Here is an 18,512-nt window from a genome sequence, read left to right on the forward strand (position 1 = left end):
GAGGTGTCTATGAATCGAAAGAAAATCAGCCTTGTTTTGGTATTCTTTCTTGCTTTTTTCCTGGTAGGATGCACGCAAAAAGCTAGCAATCCTAAAGTAGATAATTGGGAAAAATACCAACAACAAGGAAGCATTACTATTGGATTTGACAATACCTTTGTTCCTATGGGCTTTGAAGAAAAGAATGGGCAATATGCTGGATTTGATATTGATTTAGCCCAAGCCGTTTCTGAGAAACTGGGGTTCAAGGTACAGTTTCAACCCATTGATTGGGATATGAAGGAAACAGAACTTCAAAACGGCACTATTGATGCTATCTGGAATGGATATTCAGCAACAGATGAACGCCGTGAAAAGGTTGCTTTTACAATTCCTTATATGGAGAATCAGCAGGTTCTAGTCTCAAAAAAATCGCAAAATATCCAGTCGGTTTCGGATATGAAAAATAAGATTTTGGGAGCCCAAGCAGGTTCTTCTGGTTATCTAGATTGTGAAGCTCAGCCTGACCAGTTGAAAAATATCGTAAAAGATCAAAAAGCAAACCAGTATCAGAGCTTTAATGAAGCCTTGATTGACTTGCAAAATGATCGGATTGATGCTCTTTTAATTGACCGTGTTTATGCCAATTATTATCTTAAAACGAAAGGGATATTAGACCAGTATGAGATTTTCTCAGCTGGTTTTGAGAGTGAGTCATTTGCGGTCGGAGTAAGACCAGCGGATAAGACCTTATTAGCCAATTTGAATAAGGCTTTTGTGGAATTGTATCAAGAAGGAAAATTCCAAGAAATTAGCCAAAAATGGTTTGGTGAAGATATTGCAACAAGTCAAGTTAAAGGAAAAGAAAACTGAGACTCTCGTCTTGGTTTCTTTTTTTAGGGCGGGAATGAGTGATTTTTTTACTAAATAGGACTTGTGAATAGGCTTTTAACTTGAAAATTTTGCAAAATCCTTAGAAAACCTGTAAAATAGAAAAGATGAACAAATAGGAGGTTCCTTGTGTCAAAAAAGGAAATCAATATTAACAATTATAATGATGACGCCATTCAGGTGCTAGAAGGGTTGGATGCGGTCCGTAAACGGCCAGGGATGTATATCGGATCCACCGATGGTGCTGGTCTCCATCACCTGGTCTGGGAAATTGTCGACAATGCAGTCGATGAAGCCTTATCTGGATTTGGTGATCGCATCGATGTAACGATTAATAAAGATGGAAGTTTAACGGTTCAAGACCACGGACGTGGGATGCCAACTGGTATGCACGCTATGGGAATTCCAACGGTTGAGGTCATCTTTACCATTCTCCACGCTGGAGGAAAATTCGGTCAAGGTGGTTACAAGACTTCTGGTGGTCTTCACGGAGTTGGTTCTTCTGTCGTGAACGCCCTTTCTAGTTGGCTTGAAGTAGAAATTACGCGTGATGGTGCTGTTTACAAGCAACGCTTTGAAAATGGTGGTAAGCCAGTAACAACTCTTGAAAAGGTTGGCACAGCACCTAAGTCTAAGACAGGTACCAAAGTGACCTTTATGCCGGATGCTAGTATCTTTTCTACGACTGACTTTAAATACAATACCATTTCAGAGCGTCTCAATGAGTCAGCCTTTCTCTTAAAAAATGTAACCTTGTCATTAACAGACAAGCGAACAGACGAAGCGATCGAGTTCCATTATGAGAATGGAGTTCAGGACTTTGTTTCCTACCTCAACGAGGACAAGGAAACCTTGACGCCTGTCCTATACTTTGAAGGCGAAGACAATGGTTTCCAAGTAGAAGTAGCCCTCCAGTATAATGATGGATTTTCAGATAACATCTTGTCCTTTGTTAATAATGTCCGTACCAAAGACGGTGGAACGCATGAGACAGGGCTTAAGTCTGCCATTACCAAAGTCATGAACGACTATGCGCGAAAAACTGGCCTTCTCAAAGAAAAAGATAAAAATCTTGAAGGATCCGATTACCGTGAAGGTTTATCAGCTGTTCTTTCTATCCTAGTTCCTGAAGAACATTTACAATTTGAAGGACAGACTAAGGACAAACTAGGAAGTCCACTTGCTCGTCCCGTTGTAGATGGGATTGTAGCTGATAAGTTGACCTTCTTCCTCATGGAAAATGGGGAGTTGGCTTCTAATCTGATTCGCAAAGCCATCAAGGCTCGTGATGCCCGTGAAGCGGCTCGTAAGGCGCGTGATGAGAGTCGTAATGGCAAGAAAAATAAGAAAGATAAGGGCTTGCTGTCTGGGAAATTGACCCCAGCCCAGTCAAAAAATCCAGCTAAGAACGAACTCTATCTGGTCGAGGGGGACTCTGCCGGTGGTTCTGCCAAACAAGGTCGTGACCGCAAGTTCCAGGCTATCTTGCCTCTTCGTGGTAAGGTGATCAATACAGCAAAGGCCAAGATGGCAGATATCCTCAAAAATGAAGAAATCAACACCATGATTTATACCATCGGTGCTGGTGTTGGGGCAGACTTCTCGCTTGAAGATGCCAACTATGACAAAATCATTATCATGACCGATGCCGATACCGACGGTGCCCACATTCAAACACTTCTCTTAACCTTCTTTTACCGCTATATGCGTCCGCTAGTTGAGGCAGGTCATGTTTATATCGCCCTTCCACCTCTTTACAAGATGTCAAAAGGGAAAGGTAAGAAAGAAGAAGTGGCCTACGCTTGGACAGATGGTGAGCTAGAAGAACTACGTAAGCAGTTTGGTAAAGGTGCTACCCTCCAACGCTACAAGGGACTTGGTGAGATGAATGCGGACCAACTATGGGAAACAACCATGAACCCAGAAACTCGTACCCTTATCCGTGTTACGATTGAAGACCTAGCCCGCGCAGAACGTCGCGTCAATGTCCTCATGGGTGACAAGGTTGAACCACGCCGTAAGTGGATCGAAGACAATGTCAAGTTTACACTGGAAGAAGCGACTGTGTTTTAAAATTAGGATATAAATACAAATGGAGGACAAGATATGTCTGAAAATCTAAGTGAAGAGCAAGTTAAAGAAGCTCTTGAAAGTGGCTATGCGCAATCTGAGGCCTTATTAAACGATAAAGATGAATTAGATGATTTTTTGTACCGTTTGGAGCAAAAAATAAAAGAGATGCCATTGGTTGGTAAGAAATTTACAATGATCCCAGTCATGATTTCTTTAGTGAAAAATTATGTTCAAGGAAAATATACCACGGTTCCTTATGGGACTATTTTAGCTGTTTTAAGCGCACTTATTTATTTCCTTTCCCCAATTGACATTATTCCAGATTTTATTCCGTTAGCAGGCTACTTGGATGATATGGCTGTTGTAGGACTTTGTATGAATATGGTCAAAATAGACATTGAAACCTATGATAAATGGCGTCAGTCTCAAGGATTGATCTGAAAAATCGTCTATATTTCTTAATTTTAGCTCTCTAAAAGAGGTATACATCATGATAAGTTTATTGTATCATACTCCTTTTCTTGCGATAGTTTTGGCTATGGTTGCAGTTATGTTTATAACAGCTAAACAAGGAAAACCTGAGAAAATTCGCTTTCTTGAATTCTTACTATTAGCTATAGTAACCGCCTGTGTCTTTTTATTTGATAATCCTTTTAGATCCAATCCTTATGCAGGTTTGCTATTCTATACTTTTGACATTTTTATTTTCACACCAGCTAGCTTAGCTTTTGGATTCACAGCTATTTATAAGAGCAATAAACATCTCAAACATTATCCTAGTAGTTACTCAAAACTTCTTAGGCTAAATGCCTGGTTTTTAGAAATATTTTCAGTTATTAATTTCCTATTTTTAATGCTGACGGAAGAAATGGGAATTATGTTGCTGCTACCTTTTTTTGGATTTAGTTCTATCATTCAATTTATAGTCGGAGAGCTTGAAAGAAAAAGAGTTCAGAAGCTTCTTCAGCAAAGAAATGAAGATGCTGTTATTCAACCCCTAGAGACCACTGAGGAAGAACCACATGAGAACTGACCAGGAAATACTTGAACTAATTTTAGAAACAGCTAAAAAGTTACAGGTTGATGTTGTGGCGCTATCTGGTTCACGTACTGATACAAAAGCACCAAAAGATAAGTTTCAGGATTACGACGTAGTCTATGTTGTGGACGACTTAGATAATCTGACAAATGACCTTTCTTGGTTGGACCAGTTTGGCAAACGAATCATAGAGCAAGAGGTTACTCTTGGACATCGTCGTCTTTACCTCATACTTTTTGAAGATGGTAACCGCATTGATTTAACCCTCTGTCCTAAAGATCATATCAACGAGTGGGTGGATAGTGAGGCAGGATTTACAGTTTTAAAAGACGAAAAAGGTTTGTTTGAAGCGTATCTGCCTAATCCTAAGCTCTACTGGACTGCTCCACCCTCAGAAGAGGAATTTACAGCATCCTGCAATGAATTTTGGTGGGTGTCAGCTTATGTGGTCAAAGGAATTTGTCGCAAGCAAGTCATCTATGCGACAGACCACCTCAAAACCATCCGCAGCCGCTATAAAAAACGCAAACCTGCTATGAAGGTAACGGAAGCAGTGGGGAGTGTTAATTAAGTCTGACAGATTTGGAGGAATAGAAGATGATTATCAGACCTGCAAGCAGAAAAGATTGTCAAGCTATTTATAGCCTTTATCAAAGTGAAAAATGGCTTTCTTTTACAGAGGAAAAAGTGACATCTCTATTTTCAACAAATCTGTCTCATTACTTGGTGCTTGAAGAGGACCAGAAAATCCTTGGCTTTGCCCGTTATCTGACGGATGAAGTGATGACGACCTTTTTAGCTGAAATAATTATTGATAAATCCCACCGCAAAAAAGGACTGGGACAGCAGCTGATTGAGGAGATCCACAAAAAATATCCTTTGACACGGATTGAATTAATATCTGAAGCAGATGGATTTTATCGGTCAATAAGTTTTAAGCCTGTTGGTACAGGATTTAGAAAATCTGAATGAAAGGAGACAGCCAATGACGCTTGACAACAAACTGGGTCTGACAGATTCGCTTGAACTAGCCAAGATGGTTATGCGACGGAGGCTGCCCAAGTCTGTCTAGACTTTGCTTTTCAGCAGGCTGGCTTGTCAGAAGTTTACTCTTTTACATCCTTACTCAATCAACTTTCGCAAAAAGTTATGCAAAAACTGAGCATGGAATTTGTCAAAGAATTTGATAATTAAAAAGTTCCAGCAGACAGTCCACTTTATAGACATGTCCTCTACAAAATCAAGAGTTTCCACTAAAAAGGCAGGTATTCCCATGAGAACTGAAACAGAAATACTAAATTTGCTCTTACAAGTTGCGAAAACCTTAAAAGTCGAAGCCGTGGCTCTATCTGGTTCACGAACTGATACAAAAGCACCAAAAGACGAGTTTCAAGACTATGATGTTGTTTATGTCGTGGACAACTTAGATAATTTGACGAGTGACCTTGCTTGGTTAGACCAGTTTGGCACACGTATCATTGAGCAACATAATCTTCTAGGCAACCGTCGTCTCTATCTCATGCTATTTGAAGATGGGAATCGCATTGATCTAACCCTCTGTCCCAAAGCACATATCCAAGAATGGGTGGATAGTGAAGCTGACTTCACAGTCTTAGTAGATGATAAGGGCTTGTTTGAGTCCTATTCTTCCAGTCCAGAGCGTTTCTGGATACATCCGGCTAGTGAGACGGATTTTAAAAAAGCCTGCAATGAATTTTGGTGGGTGTCAGCTTATGTGGTCAAAGGAATTTGTCGCAAGCAAATCATTTATGCGACGGACCATCTTTACGGTATTTGCCAGCAAGAGTTGTTAAAAGTCTTGTCTTGGCAGGTAGCAAGTGATAGAGGAACAGTCGTCATCGGTAAAAATTACAAGTATCTCTTTAACTACTTGCCTGCTGAGACGGAGAAGGACTTCTCAAATCTGCTTGATTTCTCGAGTTTAGACAAAATCATTCAGTCTTTATTGGCTACGATGCAACTTTTCCACCAAGAAGCTCAATGCCTTACTAAAAAGATGGGGTTTGACTACGATAAAGAAGTGGCTGAGAAGATGATTCAGTATGCTGAGGAAAAACTTCAAAACACTAATTAAATAAAGAACATAATTCATAACTTTAAACTACAGCAAGGATAGTTTGGTTATTTATAGTAACTGAACACCTTGGTCTATAAAAAAACTACTCTACATTCTTTGAAAGGAGTTGAACACGCCCTAAATACTGTGTGAAAGCTCCTGATGCATTTTTTAAAACGTATTTTAAACTACAGAAAGGATAGTTTGGTTATATAAAATAACTGAACACGGGACTAATTTCTTATGAAAAAAGATAAATCGTCTGGGGCTCATCGAACCCTGCATCGATTTCCTATTTTTCTACAGAAATTTTCGGCAAGCCGAAACGTCCCTTTGTATCTTATATGAGTAATATCCAAAACATGTCCTTAGAGGACATCATGGGAGAGCGCTTTGGGCGCTACTCCAAATACATCATTCAAGACCGGGCTTTGCCAGACATTCGTGATGGATTGAAGCCGGTTCAACGCCGTATTCTTTATTCGATGAATAAGGATGGCAATACTTTTGATAAGAGCTACCGTAAATCAGCCAAGTCTGTCGGTAACATCATGGGTAATTTCCACCCACACGGAGATTCTTCTATCTATGATGCCATGGTTCGTATGTCTCAGGACTGGAAAAATCGTGAGATTCTAGTTGAAATGCACGGTAACAATGGTTCTATGGACGGAGATCCGCCTGCAGCTATGCGTTATACCGAGGCCCGTTTGTCAGAGATTGCAGGTTACCTTCTTCAAGATATCGAGAAAAAGACAGTTCCCTTTGCTTGGAACTTTGACGATACCGAAAAAGAGCCAACTGTCTTGCCAGCAGCCTTTCCTAACCTTTTAGTCAATGGTTCTACAGGTATTTCAGCTGGTTATGCCACTGATATTCCACCGCATAATTTGGCCGAAGTTATTGAAGCTACGGTTTATATGATTGATCACCCGACTGCTAAGGTTGAAAAGCTCATGGAATTCTTGCCTGGGCCAGATTTCCCTACTGGTGCCATTATCCAAGGTCGTGACGAAATCAAAAAGGCCTATGAAACTGGTAAAGGGCGCGTGGTTGTTCGTTCTAAGACAGAAATTGAGAAGCTTAAAGGTGGTAAGGAACAAATCGTTATCACTGAGATTCCTTATGAAATCAATAAGGCTAACTTGGTCAAGAAAATAGATGAAGTCCGTGTCAATAACAAGGTGGCAGGTATCGCTGAGGTTCGTGATGAGTCTGACCGTGATGGTCTTCGCATCGCTATAGAACTCAAAAAAGATGCGAACACGGAACTTGTTCTCAACTACCTTTTCAAATACACTGACTTGCAAATCAACTACAACTTCAACATGGTGGCGATTGACAATTTCACACCTCGTCAGGTTGGGATTGTGCCAATCTTGTCTAGTTATATTGCCCACCGTCGTGAAGTTATATTGGCACGTTCTCGCTTTGATAAGGAAAAGGCTGAAAAACGTCTCCATATCGTGGAAGGTTTGATTCGCGTTATCTCTATTTTGGATGAAGTCATTGCCCTTATCCGTGCTTCTGAGAATAAGGCTGACGCCAAGGAAAACCTCAAGGTCAGCTATGAATTTACGGAAGAACAAGCTGAAGCTATCGTTACTTTGCAACTTTATCGTTTAACGAATACAGACGTGGTTGTCTTGCAAGAAGAAGAAGCAGAACTTCGTGAGAAGATTGCTATGCTTGCAGCTATCATCGGTGACGAACGAACTATGTACAATCTCATGAAGAAAGAACTCCGTGAGGTCAAGAAGAAATTTGCGACTCCACGTTTGAGTACTTTAGAAGATACAGCAAAAGTCATCGAGATTGATACAGCTAGTCTAATCGCTGAAGAAGATACTTACGTCAGCGTGACTAAGGCAGGCTATATTAAGCGTACTAGTCCTCGTTCTTTCGCAGCTTCTACCTTAGAAGAAATTGGGAAACGGGATGATGACCGATTGCTATTTGTTCAATCAGTTAAAACCACTCAGCACCTCTTAATCTTTACAACGCTTGGGAATGTCATTTACCGACCAGTCCATGAGTTGTCAGACATTCGTTGGAAGGATATCGGGGAGCACTTGAGTCAAACGATTACCAACTTTGAAACCAATGAAGAAGTACTTTACGTCGAAGTTGTGGATCAGTTTGAGGATGCGACAACCTACTTTGCAGCAACTCGCCTTGGACAAATCAAACGGGTAGAACGCAAAGAATTCTCTCCATGGAGAACCTATCGTTCTAAGTCTGTCAAGTATGCTAAGTTGAAGGACGATACTGACCAGGTTGTAGCTGTTGCACCAATCAAGCTTGATGATGTTCTATTAATCAGTAAAAATGGCTATGCCCTTCGCTTTAATATCGAAGAGGTTCCAGTTGTCGGAGCCAAGGCTGCAGGGGTCAAAGCTATGAATCTGAAAGCAGATGATGAACTTCAATCTGCCTTTATCTGCAATACTTCATCCTTCTATCTGTTAACGCAACGTGGAAGCTTGAAACGTGTTTCAACAGAAGAAATTCCAGCAACCAGTCGTGCTAAGCGTGGCCTTCAGGTTCTGAGAGAATTGAAGAGCAAACCACATCGTGTATTTGTGGCTGGTGCGGTTTCTGAACAAGGATTTATCGGAGATCTCTTCAGTACAGAAGTAGAGGATGGAGAACAAACTCTAGTTGTTCAATCAAATAACGGAACAATTTATGAGTCAATCCTGCAAGATTTGAATCTATCAGAACGTACTAGCAACGGAAGCTTTATCTCAGATACTATTTCTGATGAAGAAGTTTTTGATGCATACATCAAAGAAGTCTTTAAAGAAGAAAAAGATAATTCATAAGAAAATCAGTCCTAGTGACTGATTTTTTATAAATAAAATTTTCAGAAAATTACAAATAATACTTGAATTTTTAGGAGAATAGTGTAGAATAGAACTCAAAGCCTGATTAGAATAAAGGAGAAATGGATGACAGTTACAATCGATTGGGAAAATCTCGGTTTTTCCTATATGAAACTACCTTATCGTTATATCGCTTATTTTAAAAATGGACAATGGACTCAAGGAGAATTAACAGAAGATGCAACCTTGCATATTTCAGAATCATCTCCAAGTCTTCACTATGGACAACAAGCATTTGAAGGATTAAAAGCCTATCGTACAAAGGATGGCAGTATTCAACTCTTCCGTCCAGATGAAAATGCCAAACGTCTCCAACGTACCTGTGATCGTCTCTTGATGCCTCAAGTGCCAACAGAAATGTTTGTAGAAGCATGTAAAGCAGTTGTTCGTGCCAATGAAGAATACGTACCACCTTATGGAACTGGTGGAACCCTCTACCTCCGTCCGCTCTTGATTGGTGTCGGAGATATCATCGGGGTAAAACCAGCCGAGGAGTATATTTTCACCATCTTTGCCATGCCAGTTGGAAACTATTTCAAGGGTGGGTTGGTTCCAACAAACTTCTTGATTCAAGATGAGTATGACCGTGCTGCGCCAAATGGAACAGGAGCTGCCAAGGTCGGTGGTAACTATGCCGCTAGTCTTTTGCCAGGAAAAATGGCTAAATCCCGTCATTTCTCAGATGTTATTTATCTAGACCCATCAACCCACACTAAGATTGAAGAAGTTGGTTCAGCAAACTTCTTTGGAATTACAGCTGATAATGAGTTTGTAACCCCATTGAGTCCATCAATCTTACCATCTATTACCAAGTACTCATTACTTTACTTGGCAGAGCATCGTTTGGGCTTGAAGCCTGTTGAGGGAGATGTACCAATTGACAGCCTTGATCGATTTGTAGAAGCAGGTGCCTGTGGAACAGCAGCAGTAATCTCACCTATTGGGGGAATCCAACACGGTGATGATTTCCATGTTTTCTACAGTGAAACAGAGGTTGGTCCAGTGACTCGTAAACTATACGATGAATTGACAGGTATCCAGTTTGGTGATATTGAAGCACCAGAAGGCTGGATTGTAAAAGTAGATTAAAAATTATTATAGGAGATCTTTATGAAAACGAAAAAGTGGATGTTAACAGCAGGAGTTGTCCTGAGTACAGCAGTTCTTCTTGTGGCTTGTGGTAAAGCTGACAAGGAAGCAGATGCTCCTACAACTTTCTCTTATGTATATGGAGTAGACCCATCATCTTTGGACTACAGTATTGCAACTCGTACTTCAACAACGGATATTATTGGTAACGTTGTTGATGGATTGTTGGAAAACGATGAATATGGAAATTTGGTTCCTTCACTAGCAGAAGACTGGAGTGTCTCACAAGACGGTTTGACTTATACTTATAAACTTCGTAAAGGAGTTAAATGGTATACCTCAGAGGGTGAAGAATACGCTGAAGTAACTGCGCATGACTTTGTTACTGGATTAAAACATGTAGCAGATGGTAAATCAGACGGTGTCACTCTTATTCAAAACTCCATTAAGGGCTTGAATGAATATATGACTGGTGAGACTAATGACTTCTCTACAGTTGGGGTTAAGGCATTGGATGACTACACAGTCCAGTATACTCTTAATGCACCTGAAAGTTTCTGGAATTCAAAAGTGACTTCAGCAACCATGTTGCCGGTAAACGAGGAATTCCTCAAAGCTTCAGGTAAGAATTACGGAGCAGTAAGTCCATCTGGTATTCTTTATAACGGTCCGTATATCCTGAAGACATTGACTTCAAAATCTTTAATCGAATACGAAAAGAATCCAAATTATTGGGATAAAGAGAAGGTTAAAATTGAGAAGGTTAAATTGACCTACTATGATGGATCAGACCAAGAATCCTTGATTCGTAGTTTCTCATCAGGTGTTTATACAACAGCTCGTATCTTCCCAAGTAGCTCAAACTTTGCTTCGACTTTAGAACAATACGGAGATAAAATCACATACAGTCCACAAGATTCAACGAGTTATTACTTTACCTTTAACGTAAACCGTCAATCATACAATAAGACTGCGAAAACAAGTGAAGAAGAAAAAACTTCTACAAAAGAAGCGATGTTGAACAAGGACTTCCGCCAGGCAATTAACTTTGCTTTCAACCGTCATTCTTATGCTGCTCAGCTTAATGGTGAAGATGGTGCGGACAAGATTATTCGTAACAGTCTAGTCCCAGATAACTTTGTACAATCTGGCGGTAAAAACTTTGGTGATATCGCTCAAGCAGAACTGGTAAACTATGGAGACCAGTGGAAAGGCGTTGAGCTGGTAGACGGAAAAGATACCATCTACAATCCGGACAAAGCCAAGGCTTCATTTGAAAAAGCCAAGAAAGAATTGGAATCAAAAGGTGTAACCTTCCCAATTCACTTGGATGTTCCAGTTGAACAGACAGATACAATTGCCGTTCAACAAAGCAATTCCTTCAAACAATCAATCGAGTCAACTCTTGGTTCTGAAAATGTCGTGATTGATGTCCTTCAGATGACCGATAACGAAAAGGAAAGCATTACATCGCAAGCGCGTGTTCCAGCTCAAAAAGACTATGACTTGAACAGTACTGGATGGGCTCCAAGCTACCAAGACCCAGCAAGTTATCTTAATATCATGGATCCTAAGACTGGTTCTGCTATGAAACACCTTGGTATTACGAAAGGTAAAGACAAGGAAGTAGTAGCTCAACTTGGTCTGGACGAATATAAGAAACTCTTGGATGATGCAGTTTCTGAAACAAACGATTTGGACAAGAGATATGAAAAATATGCTAAAGCTCAAGCATGGCTCACTGATAGTTCTCTCTTGATGCCAACCGCTTCATCAGGTGGTTCACCAGTTGTCAGCAACGTCGTTCCATTCTCTAAACCATACTCACAAGTGGGTATTAAGGGTGATCCATATATCTTCAAGGGAATGAAATTGCAAAAAGAAATTGTATCTGCTAAAGAATATCAAGCAGCTCTTGAAAAATGGCAAAAAGAAAAATTGGAATCAAACAGTAAATACCAAAAAGAACTAGAAAGTCATGTCAAATAAAACAGACTAGTATTTTTGGAATAAAGGAGCCTATATGGAATGGATTAAACTAATAGGGATAGTTATCATAGTGGTTGGTTTTATCTATAAATTAGATACCATCGCAACGGTAGTCTTAGCTAGTTTAGTTACAGCTCTAGTTTCCGGAGTTTCTCTTGTTGAGTTCTTGGAAATTTTAGGAAGAGAATTTAGCAATCAACGAGTTCTTACGATTTTTATGGTAACCTTGCCCTTGGTTGGTTTATCTGAAACTTTTGGCCTCAAGCAACGTTCGATTGACTTGATTCAAAAGATTAAAGGACTGACCGTAGGAAGTTTTTATACAATTTATTTCTTTTTTCGGGAACTCGATGGGTTCTTTGCCATTCGTCTAGGAGGGCAGCCGCAGTTTGTAAGGCCTCTGGTTCAACCCATGGGACAAGCTGCGGCAGAGTCACAATTAGGTAGAAAATTAACGGAGCAGGAGAGCGAAGCGCTAAAAGCGCGTGCAGCAGCAAATGATAATTTTGCAAATTTCTTTGCTCAGAACACTTTCGTTGGTGCAGGTGGTGTCCTCTTAGTTGGGGGCACTCTGGACCAATTAGGTTACGAAAGTAATTATGCAGGGATCGCTTCGGCTTCTCTTATTGTTGCAGGAGTTGCCTTACTTGTGGTAGGGCTTTACAATTACTTATTTGATAGAAAATTGCTAGCAAATAAGCTTAGTAAAGGAAAAGAAGAATGACCAATCTAGCAAGACAGTTATTAGAGTTAACCTATATTGTGATCGGTTGTCAATTTCTTCACACGGCCTATTGTAGCTATAAAGACAAAACAAACCCAGTTCGATATGGAACAGCTGGGTTTTGGACTTTATTGGGAATCAGTTTTATTGGTGGTTCCTATCTACCATCTATCTGTATTGGAATTATCGTAGTGCTCTTAGCCTTACTAACGCTCTTTAAACAGGTTCGTATCGGAACCTTACCGTCTCTGGATGAAGTCAAGGCAAATATTGAAGCCAAACGACTAAAGAATAAAATTTTTATTCCGGTCATGCTGATGGCTTTGATTGCTTTGGTATTAGCAAAAATGATTCCTGAGTTTAGTAAGATTGCTATCAGCCTTGCTGCATTTTTCGCAACCATCTCTCTCTTATTGATTACCAAAAGTTCTCCTAAAAGCTTGTTAGCAGAAAATAATCGCATGGTCCAGCAAGTTTCAACCAGTGGGATAGTTCCTCAACTTTTAGGGGCTTTGGGAGCGATTTTTACCGTAGCAGGAGTTGGTGATTTAATGTCACATCTGATAAGTGGTTTTGTGCCTTCTGGGAGTCGGTTGATGGGTGTAGTGGCTTATGTGTTGGGAATGGTTCTATTTTCAATGATTATGGGTAATGTTTTTGCCGCCTTTACTGTCATTACTGCTGGAATTGGTGTTCCCTTTGTATTTTCCTTGGGAGCAGATCCAATCGTGGCGGGTGCTCTTGCTATGACAGCAGGTTGTTGTGGGACTCTATTAACACCAATGGCTGCTAATTTCAATACTCTACCTGTAGCCCTTTTGGATATGAAAGATCCAAATGGTGTTATCAAAGCGCAAGTAGGAGTAGCTATTGTCATGATTGTCATACATGTATTTCTGATGTACTTTTTGGCATTTTAGTAAAGGAAATAAAATGAAAATATTAGTTACAGGATTTGATCCTTTTGGTGGTGAAAAGGTCAATCCAGCTCTAGAAGCTGTTAAATCATTACCGTCTGAAATCAATGGTGCAGAGCTCCATTGGGTAGAAATTCCAACAGTCTTTTATAAATCAGCAGAGGTTTTAGAAGCAGAAATAAATCGATACCAGCCAGATGTTGTGCTTTGCATCGGACAAGCAGGAGGAAGAGCGAGTTTAACTCCTGAGAGAGTTGCTATCAATCAAGATGATGCTAGAATTCCAGATAACCAAGGAAATCAACCGATTGACACTCCCATTCGCCTAGATGGAGAAGCTGCCTACTTTAGCACACTTCCTATCAAAGCAATGGTACAAGCCATAAAAGAAGAAGGGTTACCTGCTTCAGTATCCAATACAGCTGGAACCTTTGTTTGCAACCATTTGATGTATCAGGCACTCTATTTAGCGGATAAGAAATTTCCACATATGAGAGCAGGCTTTATGCATATTCCCTATATGACAAAACAAGTGGTAAATAAGCCTAATACTGCATCCATGTGCTTAAGAGATATTGTCCGAGGTATCGAAGCTGCGATTGTTGCTATTGTGGACCATAAAGATAAAGATTTGAAATTAGTCGGAGGGGCGACTCACTAATGATTCAATTTTCAAATTAAAAAATATTCCTTAAACTCTCTGTCAAGATAAGCTTGATAGAGAGTTTTTTTCTTGCTAGATTAGGGAATTTCTTGTAAAATAGAAAAAGTGAAAAGAGGTATGGTATGAGCAAAAAAGATAAAAAAATTGAGATTCAATTATCAGATGCTAAAGTAGCAGTTGGAAAAGATAAGTACGATGGGTATACTTTAATGATTGGTAAAAAGTTAATCGGTGAAATTGCCGAACTAGATGACCAATTTGCCATCATAAAGAATGGAAATGTCGATAGTTTTTACAAGAATCTTGAAAAAGCTGTGGAAATATTGATTGAGAACTATAATTTAGCAAAATAATGCTTGTTTTTTGCAAATTTTCATGATATAATAGTTTTCGTTGATTGTCGGAGAGATAGCGAAGAGGCTAAACGCGGCGGACTGTAAATCCGCTCCTTCGGGTTCGGGGGTTCGAATCCCTCTCTCTCCATATCATCAATGGGGTATAGCCAAGCGGTAAGGCAAGGGACTTTGACTCCCTCATGCGTTGGTTCGAATCCAGCTACCCCAGTTCTTAGGTAATAAATTCAAGATAAAAAGAAAAATATCTTAGGGTATTTTATTTTTATAATTGAAGGACGTTCGAGATGTTCATGTCGTTGCGGGTGCTTAGGAAAAAAATTATAAGTATGTCAAGTTAAAAAGACTTGATTGTTGGAGGATTTTTTAGATGAATGAATTTGAAGATTTGCTAAATAGCGTTAGCCAAGTTGAACCTGGTGATGTTGTTAGTGCTGAAGTATTGACAGTTGATGCTAATCAAGCTAACGTTGCAATCTCTGGAACTGGTGTTGAAGGTGTCTTGACTCTTCGCGAATTGACAAACGATCGCGATGCTGATATCAATGACTTTGTAAAAGTAGGTGAAGTATTTGATGTTCTTGTACTTCGTCAAGTAGTTGGTAAAGATACTGATACAGTAACATACCTTGTATCTAAAAAACGCCTTGAAGCTCGCAAAGCATGGGACAAACTTGTAGGACGCGAAGAAGAAGTTGTTACAGTTAAAGGAACTCGCGCTGTTAAAGGTGGACTTTCAGTAGAATTTGAAGGTTTGCGTGGATTTATCCCAGCTTCAATGTTGGATACTCGTTTCGTACGTAACACTGAGCGTTTTGTAGGTCAAGAATTTGAAGCTAAAATCAAAGAAGTTGACCCTAAAGAAAACCGCTTCATCCTTTCACGTCGTGAAGTTGTAGAAGCAGCTACTGCAGCAGCTCGTGCAGAAGTTTTCGGTAAATTGGCTGTTGGTGATGTAGTAACTGGTAAAGTTGCTCGTATCACAAGCTTCGGTGCTTTCATCGACCTTGGTGGTGTTGATGGATTGGTTCACTTGACTGAATTGTCACACGAACGTAACGTTTCACCAAAATCAGTTGTAACTGTTGGTGAAGAAGTAGAAGTGAAAATCCTTGACCTTAACGAAGAAGAAGGACGTGTATCACTTTCACTTAAAGCAACAACACCTGGACCATGGGATGGCGTTGAGCAAAAATTGGCTAAAGGTGACGTTGTAGAAGGTACAGTTAAACGTTTGACTGACTTCGGTGCATTTGTTGAAGTATTGCCAGGTATCGATGGACTTGTTCACGTATCACAAATTTCACACAAACGTATTGAAAATCCAAAAGAAGCTCTTACAGTTGGTCAAGAAGTTACTGTTAAAGTTCTTGATGTTAACGCTGATGCAGAACGCGTTTCACTTTCTATCAAAGCTCTTGAAGAACGTCCAGCTCAAGAAGAAGGACAAAATGAAGAAAAACGTGCTCCACGTCCACGTCGTCCAAAACGTCAAGAAAAACGTGACTTTGAACTTCCAGAAACACAAACTGGATTCTCAATGGCTGACTTGTTCGGAGACATCGAACTTTAATCAATTAGATTTAATTACAAATCCTTTGTTGTTAAAACAAGGGATTTTTCTTTTTTCAACTAGTATTTTTTGATATAATGGTTTTATGTTATATTCCGAAAAAGAATCAATTTATCAAATGGTCAATGCTCAGCTCACGGCACTTATAGAAGGTGAGACCAATGTGTTGGCTAATCTATCAAATGCCAGTGCTCTCTTAAAAATGAACTTTCCTCGTACTGTCTTTGCAGGTTTCTATTTATATGACGGAAATGAGCTTATTTTAGGGCCTTTTCAAGGTGGAGTTTCATGTGTTAGAATCGCACTCGGAAAAGGAGTTTGCGGGGAGTCAGCAGCTAGCCGTCAAACGGTTATCGTTGGCGATGTCAAGACTTATCCAAATTATATTTCTTGTGATAGTAGTGCTCGTAGTGAGATTGTTCTTCCAATGGTAAAAGATGGACGTCTTCTTGGAGTATTAGACTTAGATTCTTCTCGTGTTGATGATTATGATCATATTGATCAACAGTATTTAGAAGAGTTTGTTGCCATTTTGTTAGAAAAAACAGAATGGACATTTTCAATGTTTGAGGAGAAAGCATAATGTATCAGGCGCTTTATCGAAAATATAGAAGTCAAAATTTTTCACAGTTAGTGGGCCAGGATGTTATTGCTCGAACACTTAAACAGTCTGTGGAGCAGGATAAGATTAGTCACGCCTACCTATTTTCAGGGCCTCGTGGAACTGGTAAGACTAGTGTGGCTAAGATTTTTGCTAAGGCTATGAACTGTCCTAATCAAGTAGGGGGAGAACCTTGTAATAACTGTTACATTTGCCAGGCTGTTACGGATGGAAGTTTAGAAGACGTTATCGAAATGGATGCTGCTTCTAATAATGGGGTTGATGAAATTCGTGATATTCGTGATAAATCAACTTATGCTCCAAGTATAGCTAAGTACAAGGTTTATATCATTGATGAGGTTCATATGCTTTCGACAGGTGCCTTTAATGCCCTTTTGAAAACACTGGAAGAACCAACTCCAAATGTAGTCTTTATTTTGGCAACGACTGAGCTTCATAAAATTCCTGCAACTATTTTGTCTCGTGTTCAACGCTTCGAGTTTAAGTCTATTAAGACGCAGGATATTCGTGATCATATCTTCCAGATTTTAGAAAAGGAAGGGATTGATTACGAAATAGAAGCTGTTGAAATTATTGCTCGACGAGCTGAAGGTGGGATGCGGGATGCCTTGTCAATTCTAGACCAAGCATTAAGCTTAACACAAGAAACTACTCTTACAACAGCTGTTTCAGAAGAAATTACGGGTACTATTAGTTTAAGTGCCTTGGATCATTACGTAGCTGCTTTAGCTCAAAAGGATGTACCGGGAGCCCTTCAAAATCTTGATCTGATTTTTGAGAATGGAAAGAGCATGACACGTTTTGTAGTCGATTTGCTGCAATATCTCCGTGATATCTTAATTGTTCAAGCAGGCGGCGAAAATACACATCATAGTGATGTATTTGAGAGAAACTTAGTTCTTCCGCAGGATGTCTTGTTTGAGATGATTAGTCTTGCTACTAGAAGTCTAGCTGATATTAAGGCTAGCCTACAACCTAAAATTTATGCCGAAATGATGACTATTCGTTTAGCAGAAATTGATTCTCAATCAGAGCTTTCAGGTGAGGTGGCTGAGGAATTGTCTTCTCTTCGAGAAGAAGTTGTACGATTGAAACAAGCTCTTGCCAATGTTGGTTCTAATCCCAAACAAACTGTTTCTACACCAAGTCGTCCGACTAACAGTAAGTCAATCTATCGTGTAGACCGAAATAAGGTGCAGTCTATTCTTCAAGAAGCAGTAGAAAATCCAGACTTAGCTCGTCAAAACTTAATCCGTCTTCAGAATGCTTGGGGAGAAGTCATTGAAAGCTTATCTGGTCCAGATAAGGCACTCTTGGCTGGTTCTAAACCAGTTGCTGCTAATGAACATCATGCGATTTTGGCATTTGAATCTAACTTCAATGCTGGTCAAACCATGAAACGAGACAATCTTAACACCATGTTTGGCAATATTCTTAGTCGTGCTGCTGGATTTTCTCCAGAGATTCTTGCTATTTCTATGGATGAATGGAAGGAAGTTCGAGCTGCATTTTCAAGCAGAGCTAAAGGTTCTCAAGAACAGATCAATAAGGAAGAACCCGAAGAATCCATACTTCCTCAAGGCTTTGAATTTTTAGCAGATAAAGTGACCATAGCAGAAGACTAATAGGAAGTTGTG

15 protein-coding genes, 2 tRNA genes and 3 pseudogenes are annotated in these 18,512 nt (G+C 39.8%); all 20 read left to right on the forward strand.

Features of this window, described 5'->3' with window-relative positions; all coding sequences use genetic code 11:
- The first annotated feature begins 9 nt into the window (after positions 1-9).
- The 20 genes and pseudogenes from ACVAMZ_RS03550 (at position 10) to dnaX (ending at position 18,500) form a co-directional block, all read left to right on the forward strand.
- A complete protein-coding gene (locus tag ACVAMZ_RS03550; RefSeq protein ID WP_461685061.1) occupies positions 10-852 on the forward strand; it encodes an amino acid ABC transporter substrate-binding protein in 843 nt (280 codons plus the stop codon).
- A 147-nt stretch (positions 853-999) separates the two neighbouring features.
- The gene (gene parE / locus ACVAMZ_RS03555; RefSeq protein WP_045615111.1) at positions 1,000-2,943 is read left to right on the forward strand and encodes a DNA topoisomerase IV subunit B; all 1,944 of its coding nucleotides are present in this window, start codon (positions 1,000-1,002) and stop codon (positions 2,941-2,943) included.
- A gap of 273 nt (positions 2,944-3,216) precedes the next feature.
- Positions 3,217-3,315, forward strand: a pseudogene (locus ACVAMZ_RS03560) (YkvA family protein); the annotation flags it as partial.
- A gap of 118 nt (positions 3,316-3,433) precedes the next feature.
- On the forward strand, positions 3,434-3,976 hold the full coding sequence (locus ACVAMZ_RS03565; protein ID WP_254729791.1) for a hypothetical protein: 543 nt from the start codon (positions 3,434-3,436) through the stop codon (positions 3,974-3,976).
- Positions 3,966-4,488, forward strand: a pseudogene (locus tag ACVAMZ_RS03570) (aminoglycoside 6-adenylyltransferase); the annotation flags it as partial. The gene ACVAMZ_RS03565 and the pseudogene ACVAMZ_RS03570, both read left to right, overlap by 11 nt.
- Positions 4,489-4,579: 91 nt before the next feature.
- Positions 4,580-4,954: a GNAT family N-acetyltransferase gene (locus ACVAMZ_RS03575; protein WP_254729793.1), complete on the forward strand. Its 375-nt coding sequence runs from the start codon at positions 4,580-4,582 to the stop codon at positions 4,952-4,954.
- A gap of 66 nt (positions 4,955-5,020) precedes the next feature.
- A pseudogene (locus tag ACVAMZ_RS03580) lies at positions 5,021-5,239 on the forward strand (GNAT family N-acetyltransferase); the annotation flags it as partial.
- 16 nt (positions 5,240-5,255) lie between these two features.
- Complete coding sequence (locus ACVAMZ_RS03585; RefSeq protein ID WP_461685062.1) at positions 5,256-6,077, forward strand: aminoglycoside 6-adenylyltransferase; 822 nt, start codon at positions 5,256-5,258, stop codon at positions 6,075-6,077.
- 326 nt (positions 6,078-6,403) lie between these two features.
- On the forward strand, positions 6,404-8,884 hold the full coding sequence (gene parC / locus ACVAMZ_RS03590) for a DNA topoisomerase IV subunit A (protein WP_461685063.1): 2,481 nt from the start codon (positions 6,404-6,406) through the stop codon (positions 8,882-8,884).
- Positions 8,885-9,010: 126 nt separating this feature from the next.
- Positions 9,011-10,033, forward strand: a complete 1,023-nt coding sequence (locus tag ACVAMZ_RS03595; RefSeq protein ID WP_247921418.1) for a branched-chain amino acid aminotransferase — start codon at positions 9,011-9,013, stop codon at positions 10,031-10,033.
- A 21-nt stretch (positions 10,034-10,054) separates the two neighbouring features.
- Entirely contained in the window at positions 10,055-12,022 is a 1,968-nt protein-coding gene (locus ACVAMZ_RS03600) for a peptide ABC transporter substrate-binding protein (RefSeq protein ID WP_461685064.1), read from the forward strand.
- A gap of 34 nt (positions 12,023-12,056) precedes the next feature.
- The gene (locus tag ACVAMZ_RS03605; protein WP_371499633.1) at positions 12,057-12,746 is read left to right on the forward strand and encodes a DUF969 domain-containing protein; all 690 of its coding nucleotides are present in this window, start codon (positions 12,057-12,059) and stop codon (positions 12,744-12,746) included.
- On the forward strand, positions 12,743-13,666 hold the full coding sequence (locus ACVAMZ_RS03610) for a DUF979 domain-containing protein (RefSeq protein ID WP_461685065.1): 924 nt from the start codon (positions 12,743-12,745) through the stop codon (positions 13,664-13,666). Before ACVAMZ_RS03605 ends, ACVAMZ_RS03610 begins: the two co-directional genes overlap by 4 nt.
- Positions 13,667-13,679: 13 nt before the next feature.
- The gene (gene pcp, locus ACVAMZ_RS03615; protein WP_461685066.1) at positions 13,680-14,324 is read left to right on the forward strand and encodes a pyroglutamyl-peptidase I; all 645 of its coding nucleotides are present in this window, start codon (positions 13,680-13,682) and stop codon (positions 14,322-14,324) included.
- A gap of 125 nt (positions 14,325-14,449) precedes the next feature.
- The gene (locus ACVAMZ_RS03620) at positions 14,450-14,680 is read left to right on the forward strand and encodes a DUF2969 domain-containing protein (protein WP_314946179.1); all 231 of its coding nucleotides are present in this window, start codon (positions 14,450-14,452) and stop codon (positions 14,678-14,680) included.
- Positions 14,681-14,729: 49 nt separating this feature from the next.
- A tRNA-Tyr gene (locus tag ACVAMZ_RS03625) sits at positions 14,730-14,810 on the forward strand.
- 9 nt (positions 14,811-14,819) lie between these two features.
- A tRNA-Gln gene (locus ACVAMZ_RS03630) sits at positions 14,820-14,891 on the forward strand.
- A 159-nt stretch (positions 14,892-15,050) separates the two neighbouring features.
- Positions 15,051-16,253: a 30S ribosomal protein S1 gene (gene rpsA, locus ACVAMZ_RS03635; protein WP_006145742.1), complete on the forward strand. Its 1,203-nt coding sequence runs from the start codon at positions 15,051-15,053 to the stop codon at positions 16,251-16,253.
- Between the two features lie 85 nt (positions 16,254-16,338).
- Positions 16,339-16,836, forward strand: coding sequence for a GAF domain-containing protein (locus tag ACVAMZ_RS03640; RefSeq protein WP_461685067.1), 498 nt, complete (start codon positions 16,339-16,341; stop codon positions 16,834-16,836).
- Complete coding sequence (gene dnaX / locus ACVAMZ_RS03645; protein ID WP_461685068.1) at positions 16,836-18,500, forward strand: DNA polymerase III subunit gamma/tau; 1,665 nt, start codon at positions 16,836-16,838, stop codon at positions 18,498-18,500. Before ACVAMZ_RS03640 ends, dnaX begins: the two co-directional genes overlap by 1 nt.
- The last annotated feature ends 12 nt before the right edge of the window (positions 18,501-18,512 follow it).

It is taken from the genome of Streptococcus sp. KHUD_017, from assembly GCF_054861245.1.